Consider the following 16854-nt stretch of genomic DNA (forward strand, 5'->3'; position numbering starts at 1 on the left):
CAACGGGTTCACATCAGGTTCGGCAGGAGGCGGGCCACCTGGGCGCTGAGCGCGACGCCGATCGCGAGCAGCAGGGGGCCGCCCGCGGTCCAGGCCTGCCGGGCGCCCCACCGGAAGCGGGCCCAGGTCACCGCAACGGAAGCGGCGAAGAGGAGCTGGGTCAGCAGGAGCACCCACACCCACACCCCTGGCTCGCCCTGCAGCGGGCGCTCCGGGAGCGGCAGGGACGCGGCAGTGAGGGGGCGCGGTCCGCTGTCGTGGACGGCCGGTGCCGGCCGCTCGCCCGGCTTCTGCGTGCTCACGAGGTCGGCGTCCACCCGCAGCGTGCCCTGCGGGACCCAGTCACCGCCCGCCGCGGTCATGAGGATCATCCGGCCCTTGCCCGCCTGCACGAGCGGCGGCGCCGGGTCCCCCGCCCGCCGGACCCCGATGACGCGGTACGTCGCCGTCCCCTGGCCGGTCGTCACCGTGAAGACCTGGCCCTTGCGCAGCCGCTTGATCTCGTGGAACGGCCCGCCGAAGGCGGCCTGCCGGCCCATGAGGACGCTGACGCCCTCCTGCCCGGGCAGGGCGCTGTCGCGGCGGTGCCCCGGCCCCGAGCGGAGCACACCGGACGTCGTCCCCTCGAGCACGACCTCGCGCAGGCCGATCTGCGGGATGTCGAGGACGGCGACCGGCGTGCCGAGCGAACGCAGCCGTCCCTTGGCGTCGGTCTGGGTGACCGGCGCCGTGCCCGTGGCCAGTTGCCCCCGCAGGAGGGCGAACGCCGTCTGCTGGTCGCGGGCGTGGCGGACGCCGCCGACGACGCTGATCGTCGCCATGAACGTCAGCGCCATGATGCTGACGATCGTCATGACCGACGAGACGACGTAGAGCGGACGGTCCTGGGCCGACGCCGCAGGCCGGCCGGACCCGGCGGGTGCCGCGGGCGGCGACGCACCCACGAGCGACACGTCGTCCGTCCGCCGGACCTCCAGGCCTGCGGCACCGGTGATGACGGGCGGCAGCGGCCGGGTGTCGTCCACGGCGGACGCCGTCCCCTCGACCGTCCGCGCCATCAGCGGGCCACCCTGACCGGCGGGCTCACGCGGTAGACGGCTCCCGAGGGGTTCGCGGCGGTGGCACGGCAGCGCAGCGCAGCCCCGCGGTCGGCGGCGACCGGCCGGTACGTCGCCCGGGTGGCGCCGGAGATCCGCACCCGGTTGCGCTCCCACCGGTAGCCGAGCGACGCGGCCCCGGCGAACCTGGCCGCGCACGTCACCGTCGAGCCGACCGCGGCCTTCCCGGTCACCGCGGCCTCGCGCTGCGGGACCGGCGGGAGCCCCTTCGCCATGACGAAGAAGGTCTCCGGGGAGACGGAGGTGTTGTACGGCGGGCTGTTCACAGGGTCCGGCACGAACGTCGCAGTGACGTAGTAGAGGCCGAACTCGAGCGCGGGGACCGACACCTGGGCCCTGCCGGCCTTCAGCACTGCCTCACCGAGCGCCGTGACCGTCCCGTCCTTGTCCGCGTCGAAGCGCACCTTCCCCTTCGCCGTGACCTGGTCGAGCGTCGCCTCGAGCACGACCGGCAGCCCGACGTCCTGACGGAACTGCGGCTTGACGACGATCGAGCTCACCGTGGGGATGCCGACGAGCACCGGGTCCTGGCTGAGCCAGTGCTCGCTGTCGTAGAACCACAGCCGGGCGACGAAGAACCCGGACGACTGCAGCGTGAGGCTGTCCTGGCACGTGACGAAGACGAAGTACTTCCCCGGCGTGATCGGCGCCACGAGGTCGACCCGCTTGAGGGAGACGGTCGACCCGGCCGTGGTCAGCGCCCCTTCGACCGGGACGGTGAGCCCCGCCGCCCACGCACCGGGACCCTTCATGGTCGCGACGACCGAGTCCCCGCCCGGGCAGGGCGTCGACGCGGCGAGGATGATCCCGAGCGAGTCCTTCGCGGAGCCGTTGGCACCGTCCACGGTGAGGTCGTCGACGAACGCACCACCGCCCCCGGTCGACGGGGCCACGGTGAGCAGCACAGCGGCGGAGGAGGACCCGGCGAAGGCTGCCACGTCGGCGGGCACGAACCTCGCCGACAGGGAGCGGCTCCCGGGGTCCAGCGCCGCCGTCGAGAACGTCGCCGTCCCCGCGGCCACTGCGCCGGTGCCGATCGCGGCGCCGTCCGCCAGGAAGGTGACGGTCCCGCCCGCTGCCGCCGGCGCGATCGTCGCGGTGAGGGTGACGGTGCTGCCCTGAGGCGCGGTGCCGGACGGGCTGACGGCGAGCGTCGTCGTCGTCGCCTGCTGACCGGCGGTGAGCACCGTGACCGACCGCGTCGGCGAGACGGACGTGAGGAACGTCGTCCCCGACGGCACGAACGTCGCGACGAGGTCGTGCGTCCCCGCGGTCAGCGTGGTGGTCGTCAGGCCCGCCGCCCCTGCCGAGAGGGGGACCGGCGCCCCGACGGGCACCGTGCCCTGCCCGGCGACGACCTCGCCGAACTGCACGCTGCCGGCCGCGGCCGCAGGGGTCACCGAGGCGCTGAGGGTCAACGGCGCACCGGCCGCGACCGAGTCCGGGGGGCTCAGCGTGAGAGCGGTCGTCGTGGCCGTCGCACCCGGGACGACCCAGGTGGCGGTCGGTCCCGGCCCGGTGCCGACCCCGCCGCTCACCGTGAAGGTCCCGTCGAACTGCGCCGTCGGCGAGGAGAACGCGTCGGGGTAGCAGACGAGCTGGACGTCGTACGAGCCGTTGACGAGCACCTTGCCGGCGGTCTGGGCGAGCCCCTTGAGGTTGTTGTCGAGCGGGATCCCGCTCGTCGTGATGGCGTTGACGTCGGTCTGGTTCGCCGAGATGACGAGCGCCCCGGGAGCGATCCCGGCGTCGACGCTCTCGAAGAAGCCGTTGATCGTCGTGGTCCCCGCAGGGCACGGCGCCGACGTCCGGACGGCGACCGGGATCCCCGTGTCGGTCGTCGTCACCGTCCCGGTCAGGGTGCCGATGCTGCGCGCGTACTCGTTCGGCGTCGCGTCCGCCGGCGCGCTCGCGACGAGCCCGGAGAGCACGAGCAGGCCGGCGGTCACCCCGCCGGCCCAGCTGCGCCACTGCGTCCGTGCCGCGGTGGCACCCGTGCGTACGGTCATCGCCGGTCCGCCCGGCCGGCGCCGGTCCTGGGCCGGTCGTCGTCGGGCCAGGTCACCGCTGCGGCACCGCGCGTCCGGGTGCCGGCGTCTGGCTGCCCGCCACGGGTCCACAGCCAGACGGCGCCGCTCAGGGCCGCGACGACCAGGAGCACGAGGACGGGGACCGTGAACGCCGACCCGACCGTGGCGGGACGGCGCGCGGCGGCCTCCTGCACCGACTTCTGGGGTGCGGCGAGCGTCTCCAGGGCCTTCGGAGCGGGCGACGCCGTCGCCCTGCCCTGCTCCGCCGCGAGCTCGGCGTTGCGGGCGTCCCCCTGCGCCTTGACCGCGGCCGCGTAGGCCGGGAAGACCTGGGCGAGCATGAGGTCCGGGACTCCCGCCACCGGGGGCTTCTTCGGTACCGGCGCGGTGAAGTTCTCCCCGTCGGTCACCGTGACAGTGCCGCTGAAGGTCGCTGAGGTCTTCGTGAGGAACTGGTCCGAGCAGCGGACCTCCACCCGGTACGGGCCGCTGAGCCGCTTGATGCCCTCCTCCTTCGCGAAGTTGCGCAGGTTGTCCTGCAGCGCGACACCGAAGGAGCCATCGTGCCGGACGGGGGCGTCCTGGTTGGGGACGACGATCTTGCCGGCCTTCGGGAAGCCCTGGCCGAAGATGTAGCCGACGACGTTCGTCGCCTCCTTCGGGCAGCCGGCCGACGTCACCGCGTAGATCGGGGTGCCGATGGTGGCCTTGCCGGGCACGAACGTCAGCCCGCCGTCCGCGGCGCTCGCGGGGGCGGCGCCGGTACCGAGCCCGGCGAGGGCGAGACCGGTGACCGTCAGGGCGAGCGCGGCGGCCGTACGTGCGGGACGGCGGCGGACGACGCCACGGCGGTCGGCGAGCCGCGGCATCGCCCCGGCCCGGGAGAGGTCGGGTGCCGGCGCCGACGAAGGACCGGTGCCGCCCGAAGGCCCGGCCGCGGCGCCGGAGCCAGACGGCGACGAGCACCCCGCCGAGGACGAGCAGCAGGACCACAGCGACCCAGGAGACGGCCAGGAACGACACCGACCCGACGGCCTGGGCGCTCGCCGGGTCGACGTTGCCGGTGACGGACACCGGGTCGACGACGACCTCCGCCTCGTTGAAGAAGGTGGGGACGACCTTCTTCACGGTCGTCGTGTAGGTGAGCTCGTTGCCCGGCAGCAGCTCCGCCATGTCGGGGACCGCCACGGAACGGTCCGCGACGCCGAACAGGCCACCGACCCGGACGGTCTGGGTGCCCTCGAGGCGTACGTTGCCGGTGTTGCGGACCGTGTAGGTCACCTCGGCGTCACCGGTGAACGGCAGGCCGCCGGAGAAGTCGACGTCCGTCCTCGCCAGCTCGATCCTCGGCGTCAGGTCGCCCTTGACCCGGACGTACACCCGGGTGCCCACCCGGTTGTCCCGGTTGACGACGTTGCCCTTGGCGTCCTTGGTCGTGGTCCGGAGCGAGGCGATGATGGCCGCGGCGTGGTCGCCGGGCTCGGCACCCTTCGGGACCCGGATCTCGATCGGCGTGATGTACGCCGAACGGGCGGGGACGGTGACCTGGCTGCGCCGGAGCCTGACCCAGGACCCGAGGTCGGTCGAGCGCTTGTCCCGGGTGAGGGCGTCGAAGGCACCCTCCGGGGTGTTCAGCGCGTCCGCGGGGTAGACCGTGAGGGTCACCGGCAGCGCGGACACGTTGACGAACGCGACGTGGTCGAAGAACCGCTGCCCGGGGGCGACGTCCCGGTACGTGAGGTTGGGGCGCGCGTCCGGCTTCTTCGCGGACGCCGGCTGCACCCCGAAGCTGCGCTTGCCGTCGTCGCCCAGCCGGTTCTCGGCCGCGAGCAGCGGACCGTGGGCGAGCGGGACCGTGACACCCGCGACGGACGGCGAGGCCGACGCCGGAGCCGCACCGGCCAGGGCGCTGCCGGCGGCGGCGCCGAGCAGACCGAGGGCGACGGCCGCTGAGGCGATGCGGCGGACGGTCGGGCGGGACGTCGGCAGCGTCGTCATGGCGGTTCTCCGGTTCCGGAAACAGGTGAGGCGGGGGGACGAGGGTGGTCCCCGCCGGGCCAGGAGGCCCGGCGGGGACCGGTGGAGCGCCTGACTCAGAGAGCGGTCAGGGTGAGCGTCGTGCTGTACGAGCCGGCCGTGGTGCTGGTCGGCGCCTGGAGCAGGAGCGCGGCGGTGAGCTGGGCGGTGCCGATGCTCGCGCCGTTGGCCGCGGTCGCGAGGACCTTGGAGGCCTTGATGCCGGCGCCGGTCGCGGCGGCACCAGGGGCGACGCCGTTGGCCGGAGCCACGGCCGGGCCCGCGGTCACGGTCTGGCCCGCGCCCGCCGAGATGACCCGCGGCGTCCAGCCGAGGTTCTCGCCGTTGATCTTCGCGGTGCCCGGACCGGTGAAGTCGGTCACCGACCCGTTGACCGTCCAGCCGAGCTGGCCCGCGCGGGTGTCCGTGACGGTCACCGGAGCGAGGTCCTTCGGCGTGGAGACCAGGAGCGTGTTGCCCGAGTTGAGGGCGAGCGTCCCGAGGTCGACCGCACCACCGGCGGTGATGGTCAGGGCGCCGGCCCCGACCGTGGCGGTGATGGTCTCGGTCGCGCTCACGCCGGCGAACTGCGTGACCGTGACCGTGACGGCGGCGGACGTCGACGTGAGGAACGCCGCGTTGCCCTGGTAGACCGCGGTGTAGGTGTGCCCGCCGGCGGTCAGGCCGGTGAGCGAGATCGACGCGGTGCCGTTGGTGACGGCGGCCGTGCCGACGGTCGTGCCGCCCTCGGAGAAGACGACGGTCCCGCTGTTGACGGTGCCGCTGCCGACCGTGACCGCCGCCGACAGGGTGACGGCGTCAGCCGTCGTCGGGGCCGCCGGGCTCGACGACAGGGTCGTCGTCGTCGCCTGCGCCGGGGCCGTGATCGTGAACGGCACCGCCGCGGACGTGGAGCCGGAGATGTTCGCGCCCGCTGCCGGGACGAACTCCGCCGTGAGCGAGAGCGTGCCCGCCGGCAGGGCGGTGGTGGTGAGCGACGCCGCCCCGCCGGTCACGGCGACCGGAGCGCCGAGCGCCGTCGTCCCCGACCGGAACTGGACCGTGCCGGAGACCGCCGCCGACGACGTGACCGTCGCGGAGAGGGTCACCGACGTGCCGAGCGCCTGCGGGCCGGCCGGGCTCACCGAGAGCACCGTCGTCGAGGACGGCGCCGCGGCGACGGCCCAGACGGCGGTGGTACCCGCGCCCGTGCCGACCCCGCCGGAGACGGTGAAGGAGGCGTCGAACTGCGCCGTCGGGGCCGAGAACGCGTCCGGGTAGCAGACGATCTGGACGTCGTAGACACCGTTGACGAGCACCTTGCCCGCCGCCTGGGCGAGACCCTTGAGGTTGTTGTCGAGCGGGATGCCCGACGTCGTGAGGTTGCCGACGTCGGTCTGGTTCGCCGAGATGACAAGGGCACCGGGAGCGATCCCGGCGGCCGTGCTCTCGAAGAAGCCGTTGATGGTCGTCGTGCCCGCCGGGCACGGCGCCGACGTCCGGACGGCGACCGGGATGCCCGTGTCGGTCGTCGTGAGGGTGCCCGTCGCGGTACCGATGCTCGGGGCGTACTCGTTGGGGGCCGCGGACGCGGGCGACGCACCGACCGCGGTGAGCGCGGTGAGGGTGGCGGCCGTGACCACGAGGGCGGCACCACGGAACGTGGAGCGCTTCATGAGCGGGTGACCTTTCTCGGTCGTGGAGGATGAGGAGCGACGCGGGTGGGGCAGGGCGCGCGTCACGGGCCGAACGTCGCGGTGCCGCAGGCGGTGTCGGGCGCGAGACCGTAGAGCAGGATCGTCGCCGACGAGGTGCAGACGTCCGACGTGGAGCCGATGAACGCCTGCTGGAAGCGGGCGACGTCGGCGGCCGGGACGTTCGTGAACGCGACCTGCTGCGCCGGCGCCGTGAAGGTGGCGTCGACGAGCGTGCGCGGGACGAACGTGAAGAGCTGACGGGTGAAGTTCGCCGTCGGGCCGCGGTAGCCGATGGCCGCCGAACCCTGGCCGTTGAGCGCGAACGGGTGCCGGACGTTGGTGTCGGACACCGTGTTGGTCAGCGACGTGAAGTCGACGGACGCGAGGACGGCGCCACCGCGGATGTCGGTGACGACGCCGGAGCCCTGGACCGTCCACTGCGCGACGGAGTAGGGCAGGATCTGGTTGCCGGCGTCGAGGAACGAGCCCTGGTGCTCCTGGATCGGGGTGCCGTTCGCACCGCCCTTGCGGTCACCGGGGAGGCCGTTGCCCGCGCCGGTGCCGACACCGGTCGAGTTGGCGGCGCCGCCGGTCACGCAGCTGCCCCACGTGGTGCCGGTCGCCGGCGGGGTGCCGATCGTGCCACCGGTGCCGCTGAAGTCGTAGTCCGAGATGCCGAGCGCCGAGGCCCAGAAGGCCCGGGTGCCCGCGGAGAACGACGGGACGAGCGGGACGATGTTGAAGCACGCGGCGGAGCCCGCGACACCGTTGCGGGTGTAGAGGTCCTTGAGGAACGTCGCCGTGAGCTTCTTCGGGACCGTGCTGTTCTTGAGGACGGCCGGCGCGAGCGCGTCGACGGCGAACGGGATGCGCGCCATCGAGCCGGCCGCGGTACCGGCGGGGAAGCTCGAGCTGGAGGAGCGGGCGATCCCGGCGCAGCCGGTGTAGTTCGTCGAGCCCGGGTTGACCGGGGCCACCGGGTCGAGCGGCACGTAGGCCTCGCCCTGCATGGACGCGCGCAGGCCGTTCTTGCCCTCCGTGGACCCGCGCGGGCCCGACGTGACGCAGTTCGCGGCCGCCGGGCGGCCGCCGGCCCCCGGGTAGTTCGCCGACGTGTCGATGTCGCGACCGATCGGGACGGTCTTGTAGTTCGCGATGTCGCCGGAGAGCGACGGCACGAGCGAGAGCGCCTCGTAGACGTCGTCGGCGGTGTCGGAACCGATCGCCGCGAGCGCGGTCGCGCTCGTGGTGTTCGTGTCGGCCTGGGCCGAGCTGAGCGGCAGCGTCGCGAGCATCGCTGCCGCGGCTGCCACCCCCGCGGCCTTTCGGGAGATTCGCACGGAGAGTCCTCTCACTGGACGGACGGACTGAGCGGTGTGTCCCGGTTCGTCGTCCGCGCGCGACCTCCCGGGGCGAGCGCGACCGTCGATCCGGTCGCCGGCAAGGGATCTGCCGGCACGCGGAGCCTCACGGCCGGGGGCAACGGCGGGTGAACGCAGGGGCGACGGGAGGTCTAACGGCGCACACCCAGTCGCTACGGCGTTCGCGGTCACGACCGGCTCCGGCGCAGGCGTTCGGCGATGCGCGGAAGCAGTGGTCCGACCATGAGACCGCCTGCGCCGACGAGCAGGGCGACGATCATCGCGTAGCGCGCCCAGCCGTTGACGAGGGCGTCGGGCGGGGTCCGGGTCAGCGCCGGTACCGGGGACTCGAGCGCGGTCGCGGTGGGGGCCGGGGCCGGGACGGCAGGTGCGGGCGCCGGTTCCGGCGCCGACGCCGACGCCGACGGCTCCGGCGCGGGGGTGTCGTCGTCGGGGACCGGTTCGGGCCGGGCCTGCTTCGGGCCCACCCGGGCCTGGATCCGGTCGGCGGCCGCGCGTGCCGCCGCCCGCTGCGCCGCGGTCATCGGGGCGTACCCGTCCGGCAGCGTGCCGGGCGCGCTCCCGGGGACCTGTCCGGGGCCGGCCGCGTAGCGGACGAACGCGGCGTACTGCTTCGCGGCCGCCGCGGTGAACTGGTTCGGGGCGGCGACCGCGTACGTGACGACCGTCAGCGGGTAGGCGTTCCGCGTCGCGGCCTCCGGGTCCGGCAGCGTGACACCGGAGGACGGCGTCCGAGCGAAGGAGGCGACGGCGGCCTGCATCGTCGCGGAGGTCGGGGCGACGAACTGCCCGGCACGGTTGCGCAGCTTGACCGCGGGCAGCAGGAACCGCTGTGCCGTCGCGGTGTCGGTGACGCCGAGCAGGTTCCGCTCGCCGGAGCGCTGGCGGGGGACCGACGCCGTCGTCGGCGGGACGGCCGCGAGGTTGCGGGTCCGCTCACCGCTGACACCGCGGACGACGGCCTGCGCGCCCTCGAAGAAGTCGGAGACGTACGGGTGCAGGTCGAGCGCGCACAGCGGGAGGTCGGGCAGGTTCGGGTCCCGGTCGCAGAACGGGTCCACCTTGGGGAAGCTCTGCTGCGGGATGTCGGTCCCCTGGAAGAACGGGTTCACGCGCATGCCCCACGGGTCGGGCACACCGGCGACGAAGTCGCGGGCCTCCTCGTCCGCCTCGATCCACTCCCAGACGAGCTGGGTCGTGTACGAGACGCCGGTCGGGATCCGCAGCTCGATGCTGGAGTTGGCCAGCGTCGCGAACTCGGGGTTCAGGGCGAGGAACTCCGGGTCCCGCTCGATCGTCACCGGGTTCCGGGCGAGGTACCCGGCGCGCAGGCTGACGTTCTTGACGTAGGAGTGCGTGAGCATCTTCGCGACGAGGCGGGGGGTGAGCTTCAGGTCGTCGATCCGCTCCCCCGCCCTCGCCGCGACGTCGGCCGGGGCACCGGAGGCCACCTGCCGTTCGACGAGCGCCACGATCGCGACACCGGACACCGCGACCGGCGCGTAGACCAGCGTGCGGTCCGAGGGCACCTCGCCGGTGAGGGGCTCGTTGAGGAAGCCCAGCCCGTTGGCCCCGGCGTCGGAGCCCGTGAGCCCGCTCTCGACGACGGCGTCGGGCAGCTTGGTGTAGCTGAAGACGGTGCCTCCGCCCGCGCACAGGGCCGGCTGCCAGCGCAGCACCGCCTGCGTCGAGGTCTCGACGCCGCCGACGGGCTGCTGCTTCGCCCCCAGCGGGCAGGGCTGCCCGACCGGCTGGAAGCCCAGCGGGAAGGCGATCCGGCGGTTCCAGTTCGTCAGGCTCAGCGGGGAGGACTGCAGCTGGCGGTTGGGGATGTCGAGGTAGCTGCGCCCGTCGACCTCGGTCTCCCCCCGCGGGACGACAACGAGCCAGCACCGGCGCGGCTGCCCCTTGGCGGCACCGGAGGTGACGACGTCGGCGCAGCCGAGGCCGTCGTTCTCGCGGAAGGTCAGGGTCTCGAACGTCTCGAAGCCCGTTCCGTCGGGCCGGGTCCTGGCCTGGAGGATCTCGTTCGTCGTGAGCTCGCCGAAGAGCGGGTTCTTGTCCGGGTCCAGCTCCTCGTGCGTCAGCACGTCGCCGTTCACCGCGGCGAACGGCACGCGGAAGTCGCGCTGCCCGTCCTTGACGTAGTCCGTCGACGAGAGGTCGACGGTCTCGGCCGGGTCGACCGGGCCCGGCGAGGTGGCCCCGAGCGCCGGCGGGAAGAGGAACCGCGTGCTCGTGAAGGAGCTGCTCGTGTTGCTGAAACCGCCGTAGACACAACGGGTCCGGTCCGGAGCGGTGTCGCCCCAGCACTGCATGACCTGCATGTAGTTGGCGAGGATCGTCGAGCCGTCGAGGCGTGTCGGGTGCTTGTCCGCCCCGGCCCACCGCCACGACACGGCGATGTTCTGGTTGACGAGGTTCTTGGTCTGGCTGACGGACACCGCGAGGTCCGCGAAGGGCCCGGTCCCGCGCAGCGTCATCGCGCTGCTCGTCACGGTGCCGACGGCGAGCGCGCCCGTCGTCCCGCCGGCGGACGTCGACGGGGAACCACCGGACGCCGCCAGCCGGAGCCGGTCGAGGCCCCCGCGGACGGCGACCCCGACCGGGCCGGGGAGCGCGGCGGAGACGAACAGCGCCAGGACGATCCCCACCGCTCCCGCCAGGACGGTCGGCCGGTGCCGGGACCACGACGTCGGGACGGGCACGTACGGCGCCGGCACCCAGTCGTCGTCGTCCGGCGCGCGCACCACCGGTGCCCGGTCGACGACCTCGCCCTCCAGCGGCGCCGGGTCGTGCTCCCCGGCGCCCTCGGGCGTGCGGCTCACCGGCCGCGTCCCATCCGGCGGGCGATGACCGGCGGACCGACCGTGGCCCCGAGGAGCAGCCCGGCGGCGATCACCATGAGCGTGGTGCGGGAGGGTCCGCCGGTCATCGCCCGCCGGATGGGACGCGGCCGGTGAGCCGCACGCCCGAGGGCNTACTACTTCCTCTGCGAGGGGCAGCAGCTCGCGCCACGGTTGGGGTACGCGCCGCTGCCGGAGCCGCTGCCGGCCTTCACCGGGGCACCGTTCGCGGAGCACTGGGTGCTGCCCTTGCGATCGCACGCCGAGGGCTGCGGCGCAGTCTTGGCGAGGGTGTTCTCACCGTTCTTGGAGAAGGTGGGGTTGTTGCAGCTCGCGATGTCCTTCTTCGCGGTGTCCGCGCCGGGGATCCGCTTCACCTGGTCCAGCCCCGCCCGCACGAGGTTGATCGGCAGCGGCGAGTACCCCAACCGTGGCGCGAGCTGCTGCCCCTCGCAGAGGAAGTAGTAGCTGAAGTCCCCGAGCGTCTTGCCCTTCTGCGCGGTGAACCGGCCCTGGCTCTGTGTGGGCAGGACCATGTAGCTGTAGCTGGACAGCGGGTACGCGCGCTTGTCCGAGTTGTTGTAGACCCCGTCGAGGATCTGCGTGAGGTAGAGCGGCGACGTCTTGTCGGTGTTGATCCGGGCCCCGGTGAGGGCCACCGCCACCGCCTGCGGGGTCGGCGGGACGTAGTAGTTCGCCCGGTTGAGGACCTTCGCGACCGGGAACCGTTGATTGAGCGCGTAGGAGTACTCGACATAGGTGATCGCACCCTCCGCCGTCGGCGACGCGACGTAGCCGGCGACACCGACCGAGCCGTTCTGCGCGGTGAACCCGAGCCCGCGCACGAGCGGGTAGTACGAGGTGAGGCCGCACGGGGTGGAGCGCCCGGCCTTGCGGCAGTAGGCGTCCCAGATCGCCGGGTGCTGCTTGCTCATCCACAGCGTGAACTGGGCGCTCGTACCGGAGCCGTCTGACCGGACGACCGGGATGATCTTGCGGGCCGGCAGCGTGAGCCCGGGGTTGTCGGCCTTGATGACGGGGTCGGACCACGTCCTGATGGCGCCGGTGAAGATCTTGGCGATCGTCTCGCCCGACAGCCGCAGGTTGTCCACCCGCTTCGCGCCGATCCTCAGGTTGTACATGAAGGAGGTCCCACCGGCGACGATCGGCATGTACGCGTAGCCGAAGTTCGGTGCCGGGTCGGAGCCGCCCCGGCTGTCCTGCTGGTTGTAGGGGATCTCGCTGACGCCGAAGTCCGTGACGCCCTGCCGGAAGAGCTTGCGCCCCTCGCTCGAGCCGTTCGCCTGGAAGTTGACCGTCATGCCGCTCTGGCGGACGTTGGCTGCCCACTGGGTCACCGCGTTGGAGGACCAGGTCGACCCGGCACCGGAGATGGGGACGTAGGTGGCGGCCTGCGCCGGGCCGGTGGCCACCAGCAGGGCCAACCCGGTGACGAGCGCCGCGCCGAGGACGCGGCTCACGCGTCTGGCGTGCATGGAGAACTCCTTGTGTCGCATGGGGTCTGGTCGGCTCATGGGGTCTTGTCGTCCGATCCGTGCGGTCCGTCGTCGTGCGGTCCGTCGCCGTGCTGTCCGAGGTCGTGCTCTGCGAGGTCGAGGCGGCTGTCCCGCTCCCACGGCTGCAGGACCGGGGCCTGCTCGGCCCGGCGGCGGGCGTGCGCCAATGCGGCGAGCCGGGCGGCGTCGTCCGCCGAACGCTTGGCTGCGCGGCGCTGCTGCCGCGGGCTCAGCACGCCCGGGCCGCGGCCGCCGATCGTCCGCGCGACGACGAAGAGCACGAGCACGAGCAGCAGGAGCGTCGTCCCGGCCCCGAAGGCGCGCGCGATCATCGCGTCCTCGGGGATGCGCCGCAGCTCGTAGGCCAGCAGCGGCAGGGACACCATCGGCCCCTCGCGGGGGTCGAGGTTGGTGCTCGCCCCGAAGCCCGCGGTGAGCAGCACCGGCGAGGTCTCGCCGATCCCGCGCGCCGTCCCGAGGATGACCGCGGTCGCGAGGCCGGATCTCGCCGTCGGCAGCGTGACCGTCCACACCGTCCGCCACCGGCTGGCCCCGAGGGCGAGGGACGCCTCCTTGAGCGAGCCCGGGACGAGGCGGAGGACGACGTCGGCGGCGCGCACGATGATCGGCAGCATCATCACGCCGAGTGCCAGCGCGGCGGCGAAGCCGGACCGCGGGAAGCCGAGGATGAGGACGTACAGGCTGAAGACGAACAGGCCCGCGATGACCGACGGCAGCGCCGTCATCGCCTCCACGACGGTGCGGACGACACGGGCGTACGGCCCGGGGAACTCGGTGAGAAACACCGCACACGTGAGCCCCAGCGGTACGACGACGACGAGCGCGATGGAGATCTCCATGATCGTGCCGACGATCCCGTGCACGACGCCACCGCTCGTGAGCGGCTCGAGCGGCCCGGTGACGGACAGGTCCCGCGTGAAGAAGTTCAGGTGCACCAAGGCCTTCACGCCACGGACGACGACGTAGAAGACGACGAACCCGAGCACCAGGAGCAGCACGGCCGCGAAGCTGTGCACGACGGCACCGGCGATCCGGTCCTTGACCGCCTGCCCGCTCTCGTCGAACGAGACGAGGATCGCGTAGAGCCCGAGGAAGCAGCCGTACCAGACGACGACCGCACCGAGCCGGCCGGAGAACGGCGCGAGCTGGGTGAAGATCGTCCAGGTGAGGGCGACGCCGCCGAGCGCCGAGCCGACGAGCGCCAGGACGTCGCTGACCCGGACCGAGGACAGGGTGCGCCGCGGCTCGTGCGCGGGGTCGGCCTGCGCCGACGCCGGCCGGACCGTCGTGCGGCGGGCGGCGGTCGCGGGCGCCGGGCCCTGGGCCGGCACACCGGGACGGGACACGTCGACGGACACGGTCACGCCTCGCTCGCGGCGCCGGAACGGCTGCGGTTGACGATGACGGACGCGCCGAAGTTCACGGCCATGGTCATGAGGAACAGCGCGAGCCCGGCGGCGAAGAGGGCCGACAGGCTCAGCCCCTCGGCCTCGCCGTACTGCAGCGCGATGAGGGACGAGACCGAGATCCCGCCCTTGGCGAGCAGCGTCCACTGGATCTGGAACACCGGGGAGATGATCATCGCCACGGTGATGGTCTCGCCGAGCGCACGGCCGAGGCCGAGCATCGTGCCACCGATCATCGCCCCCCGGCCGAAGGGCAGGACGACGTCCCGGATCATCCCCCAGCGGGTGGCCCCGAGGGCGTACGCGCCCTCGCGCTCGCCCTGCGGCGCCTGGGAGAACGCTTCCCGCATGATCGAGGTCATGATCGGGGTGATCATCATCCCCACGACCATCCCGGCCATGAAGATCGAGGACTTGAAGTCCGTCAGCGACGCGAGCGGGTCACGGGGGTCCCGGCCCGGGACCTCGAAGACCGGGATCCAGCCCAGGTACACCGACATCCACTGGGCGACGCCGACGGCACGTTCCTGGAGGAAGTACACGCCCCACAGGCCGTAGACGACGCTCGGCACGGCCGCCATGAGGTCGACGAGGCTGATGAACGTGCGCTTCAGGCCGGCCGGCGCGTACTCGGAGATGTAGAGGGCCGTCGCGATCGAGAAGGGGATCGCGATGACGATCGCGACGAGGCCGATCATCACCGTGCCGAAGAGGATCGCCGCGATCCCGAACGGGCCGGCCCCGGGGTCCCAGGCCTGGGTCGTGACGAAGCCCCAGCCGGCCTCGCGCAGCGCCGGCACCGCCTGGACGGCCAGGAAGAGCCCGACCGTCCCGGTGATGACGAGCACCGCCGTCCCGCTGAGCCGGGCGACCGCGCCGAAGGCCCGGTCGGCGGCGCCGGCGGTGCCTGCGGGCCGGACCCTGCGCTCGTCCGTCGCCGGGTCGGGCACCGGGGGCCGTGTGGTGGCCGGCACGGACGGGCCGGCCGGCGGGGCGGGGGAGGTCGTCACCGGGTGAGCTCCGCAGGCCCCGTGACGACCACGGGGACGGTGGACGCGGGCAGCGCCTGCCGGAACATCGAGGCGCTGTAATGGCACTCGCGCTGGCGCAGGTAGCTGCGCGACGAGACCGCGACGACCCGGCCGTCGAGCAGGAGCCGCCAGCGCCACTCGGCCTGCACGCCGTCCGCGAGCACCGCGACCGTGAGGTCGTCCGCACCGGCGCGGACGGAGGTGACGTCGTCGACCACGTGCTCGGCGGTCGGGAACACGACGGCGCTGCGGCCGAGCTCGTGGTTGTTCCGGCCGAGCAGCCGCCAGGCGACCCAGCGGCCTCCCGAGCCGGGCTCGCCGGTCAGCCCCGACCGGTCGGGCCAGGACGTCCTGCGGGCGCCCGAGGCGAGGACGCCCGACACCAGCACGAACCGGGGTCCGCTCATCGCCGTCCTCCTGCGCCGCCACGCCACGGCCGGTGGTCCGGCCCGGATGCCAGCTGATCTGGCGTTGCAAGAGTCGTGGGAGGACGGCAACGGGCTTGCCCCCCGTGGCTGAACGCCGGACGTGGGCCGGATGAAGGCCGACGCAGAGTCAGGACAGACCCGCACGCACCCCCCGCCGTCCCCGGCCGCGGTTGCCTACCGTGACGAGCATGGGACCGACCTTCCGGATCGCGCTGCCCGCCCGCTACCGACGTCCTGCGCTCTGGGGGGCGCTCGTCTGCTCACCGACCCTCCTGCTGCTCGGCAGCATGGGGGTGGCCTCCGCGACCTCCCCGGCCGTCTACGAGCCGGTCGGGGTCAACGCCGGCGACACCGAGTGGCTCGACACGCTCACCGCGCCGACGGCCGAGGGGCAGGGCGGCCAGGTCGTCCCGCTCGACCCGACCTCGCCCGTTCTGCCCTCGGGCGGCGACCTGCAGGTCCTCACGATCACCCAGGGCGGCGGGGCGGCGGACGACGTCGCGACGGTCCCGGCGGTGCCGGCGGTCGGGGACGTGACGCCGACGTTCCGGCTGAGCCGGTCCGGCATCCCGGTCCGGGTGCTGCAGTCGTACGTCGCGGCGGCGCAGATGATGGCCCGGACGGACCCCGGCTGCCACATCCACTGGTCGCTCGTCGCGGGCATCGGACGGGTCGAGAGCAACCACGGCAGGTTCGCCGGCTCGGGCGTCACCGCGAGCGGCCGCGTCGTCCCGCCGATCCTCGGGCCGCGCCTCGACGGCTCCCGCGCGGGATGGGCGGTCATCCGGGACAGCGACGGCGGCGCCTACGACGGCGACCGCGCGTTCGACCGCGCCGTCGGCCCGATGCAGTTCCTCCCCGGCACGTGGAAGCACTTCGGCGCGGACGGCGACGGCGACCGCCGCGCCGACCCGCAGGACGTCGACGACGCGGCGCTCGGGACGGCCCGCTACCTGTGCGCCGGCGACAAGGACCTCACCAAGAGGGCGGACCGCTGGAGCGCCGTCCTGCGCTACAACCACTCCGCGAGCTACGCCGCGCTCGTGCTCGGTCTGGCCGACACGTACGCGTCGGGGCGCGCCGTCCCGGTGCCGGCACCTCCCGCCGGTGTGAAGCCGCCGAAGGGCGAGACCGCGAGCCCGCAGCGCCCGCCGGGCCCGGTCACGCCGGTGACCCCCGTGACGCCGGCACCGAGGCCGACCCCGTCCGGGTCGGTCTCCGCGTCGCCGCTGCCGACCTCGACCCTGCCCGGCCAGCGACCGACCAGGCCGGTGCCGAGCCCGACGTCGGGGACGACGTCCCCGACCGTCACCACCACCCCGGACCCGGCAGCGTCGACGACGGCCGTGGACCCGGGCGGGC

At 73.6% G+C, this 16854-nt stretch carries 13 protein-coding genes; 3 read left to right on the forward strand and 10 right to left on the reverse strand.

Annotated elements, in window-relative coordinates:
• Nucleotides 1-8: 8 nt before the first annotated feature.
• Genes EDJALFJO_RS21775 through EDJALFJO_RS33650 form a run of 3 tightly spaced genes read right to left on the reverse strand, consistent with a single transcriptional unit; the run spans nt 9 to nt 4017 of the window.
• On the reverse strand, nt 9-1058 hold the full coding sequence (locus EDJALFJO_RS21775; protein ID WP_088288383.1) for a sortase: 1050 nt from the start codon (nt 1056-1058) through the stop codon (nt 9-11).
• Complete coding sequence (locus EDJALFJO_RS33645; RefSeq protein WP_143448692.1) at nt 1058-3127, reverse strand: Ig-like domain-containing protein; 2070 nt, start codon at nt 3125-3127, stop codon at nt 1058-1060. The genes EDJALFJO_RS21775 and EDJALFJO_RS33645 overlap by 1 nt, the downstream gene beginning before the upstream one ends.
• Complete coding sequence (locus EDJALFJO_RS33650; protein WP_143448693.1) at nt 3124-4017, reverse strand: hypothetical protein; 894 nt, start codon at nt 4015-4017, stop codon at nt 3124-3126. The genes EDJALFJO_RS33645 and EDJALFJO_RS33650 overlap by 4 nt, the downstream gene beginning before the upstream one ends.
• A 23-nt stretch (nt 4018-4040) precedes the next feature.
• Here EDJALFJO_RS33650 and EDJALFJO_RS33655 point away from each other — a divergent pair, with 23 nt between their 5' ends.
• Nucleotides 4041-4289 (forward strand): hypothetical protein, encoded by a 249-nt coding sequence (locus EDJALFJO_RS33655; protein WP_143448694.1) that lies wholly within the window; start codon nt 4041-4043, stop codon nt 4287-4289.
• Between the two features lie 153 nt (nt 4290-4442).
• Entirely contained in the window at nt 4443-4799 is a 357-nt protein-coding gene (locus EDJALFJO_RS33660) for a hypothetical protein (RefSeq protein ID WP_143448695.1), read from the forward strand.
• A 442-nt stretch (nt 4800-5241) separates the two neighbouring features.
• Here the strand turns inward: EDJALFJO_RS33660 and EDJALFJO_RS21785 are convergent, their stop codons facing one another.
• The 7 genes from EDJALFJO_RS21785 to EDJALFJO_RS21815 all read right to left on the reverse strand — a co-directional run bounded on the left by EDJALFJO_RS21785 (nt 5242) and on the right by EDJALFJO_RS21815 (nt 15471).
• Nucleotides 5242-6840: an Ig-like domain-containing protein gene (locus EDJALFJO_RS21785; protein ID WP_088288385.1), complete on the reverse strand. Its 1599-nt coding sequence runs from the start codon at nt 6838-6840 to the stop codon at nt 5242-5244.
• A gap of 62 nt (nt 6841-6902) precedes the next feature.
• Complete coding sequence (locus EDJALFJO_RS21790) at nt 6903-8201, reverse strand: hypothetical protein (RefSeq protein WP_143448696.1); 1299 nt, start codon at nt 8199-8201, stop codon at nt 6903-6905.
• 209 nt (nt 8202-8410) lie between these two features.
• The gene (locus tag EDJALFJO_RS34495; protein WP_088288387.1) at nt 8411-11071 is read right to left on the reverse strand and encodes a hypothetical protein; all 2661 of its coding nucleotides are present in this window, start codon (nt 11069-11071) and stop codon (nt 8411-8413) included.
• 155 nt (nt 11072-11226) lie between these two features.
• Nucleotides 11227-12585: a phosphate ABC transporter substrate-binding protein PstS gene (gene pstS, locus EDJALFJO_RS21800; RefSeq protein WP_088288388.1), complete on the reverse strand. Its 1359-nt coding sequence runs from the start codon at nt 12583-12585 to the stop codon at nt 11227-11229.
• Between the two features lie 35 nt (nt 12586-12620).
• A complete protein-coding gene (pstA, locus tag EDJALFJO_RS21805) occupies nt 12621-13985 on the reverse strand; it encodes a phosphate ABC transporter permease PstA (RefSeq protein WP_198950529.1) in 1365 nt (454 codons plus the stop codon).
• Between the two features lie 2 nt (nt 13986-13987).
• Nucleotides 13988-14983: a phosphate ABC transporter permease subunit PstC gene (gene pstC, locus EDJALFJO_RS21810; RefSeq protein ID WP_088288432.1), complete on the reverse strand. Its 996-nt coding sequence runs from the start codon at nt 14981-14983 to the stop codon at nt 13988-13990.
• Nucleotides 14984-15039: 56 nt separating this feature from the next.
• Nucleotides 15040-15471 (reverse strand): hypothetical protein, encoded by a 432-nt coding sequence (locus tag EDJALFJO_RS21815; RefSeq protein WP_088288389.1) that lies wholly within the window; start codon nt 15469-15471, stop codon nt 15040-15042.
• A 209-nt stretch (nt 15472-15680) separates the two neighbouring features.
• Here EDJALFJO_RS21815 and EDJALFJO_RS21820 point away from each other — a divergent pair.
• Nucleotides 15681-16854, forward strand: a 1174-nt coding sequence (locus EDJALFJO_RS21820) for a lytic transglycosylase domain-containing protein (RefSeq protein ID WP_088288390.1), incomplete at its 3' end; no start/stop codon positions are given.

Source organism: Kineosporia sp. A_224 (assembly GCF_002198655.1).
In the GTDB taxonomy this organism is placed as follows: Bacteria; Actinomycetota; Actinomycetes; order Actinomycetales; family Kineosporiaceae; genus R-H-3.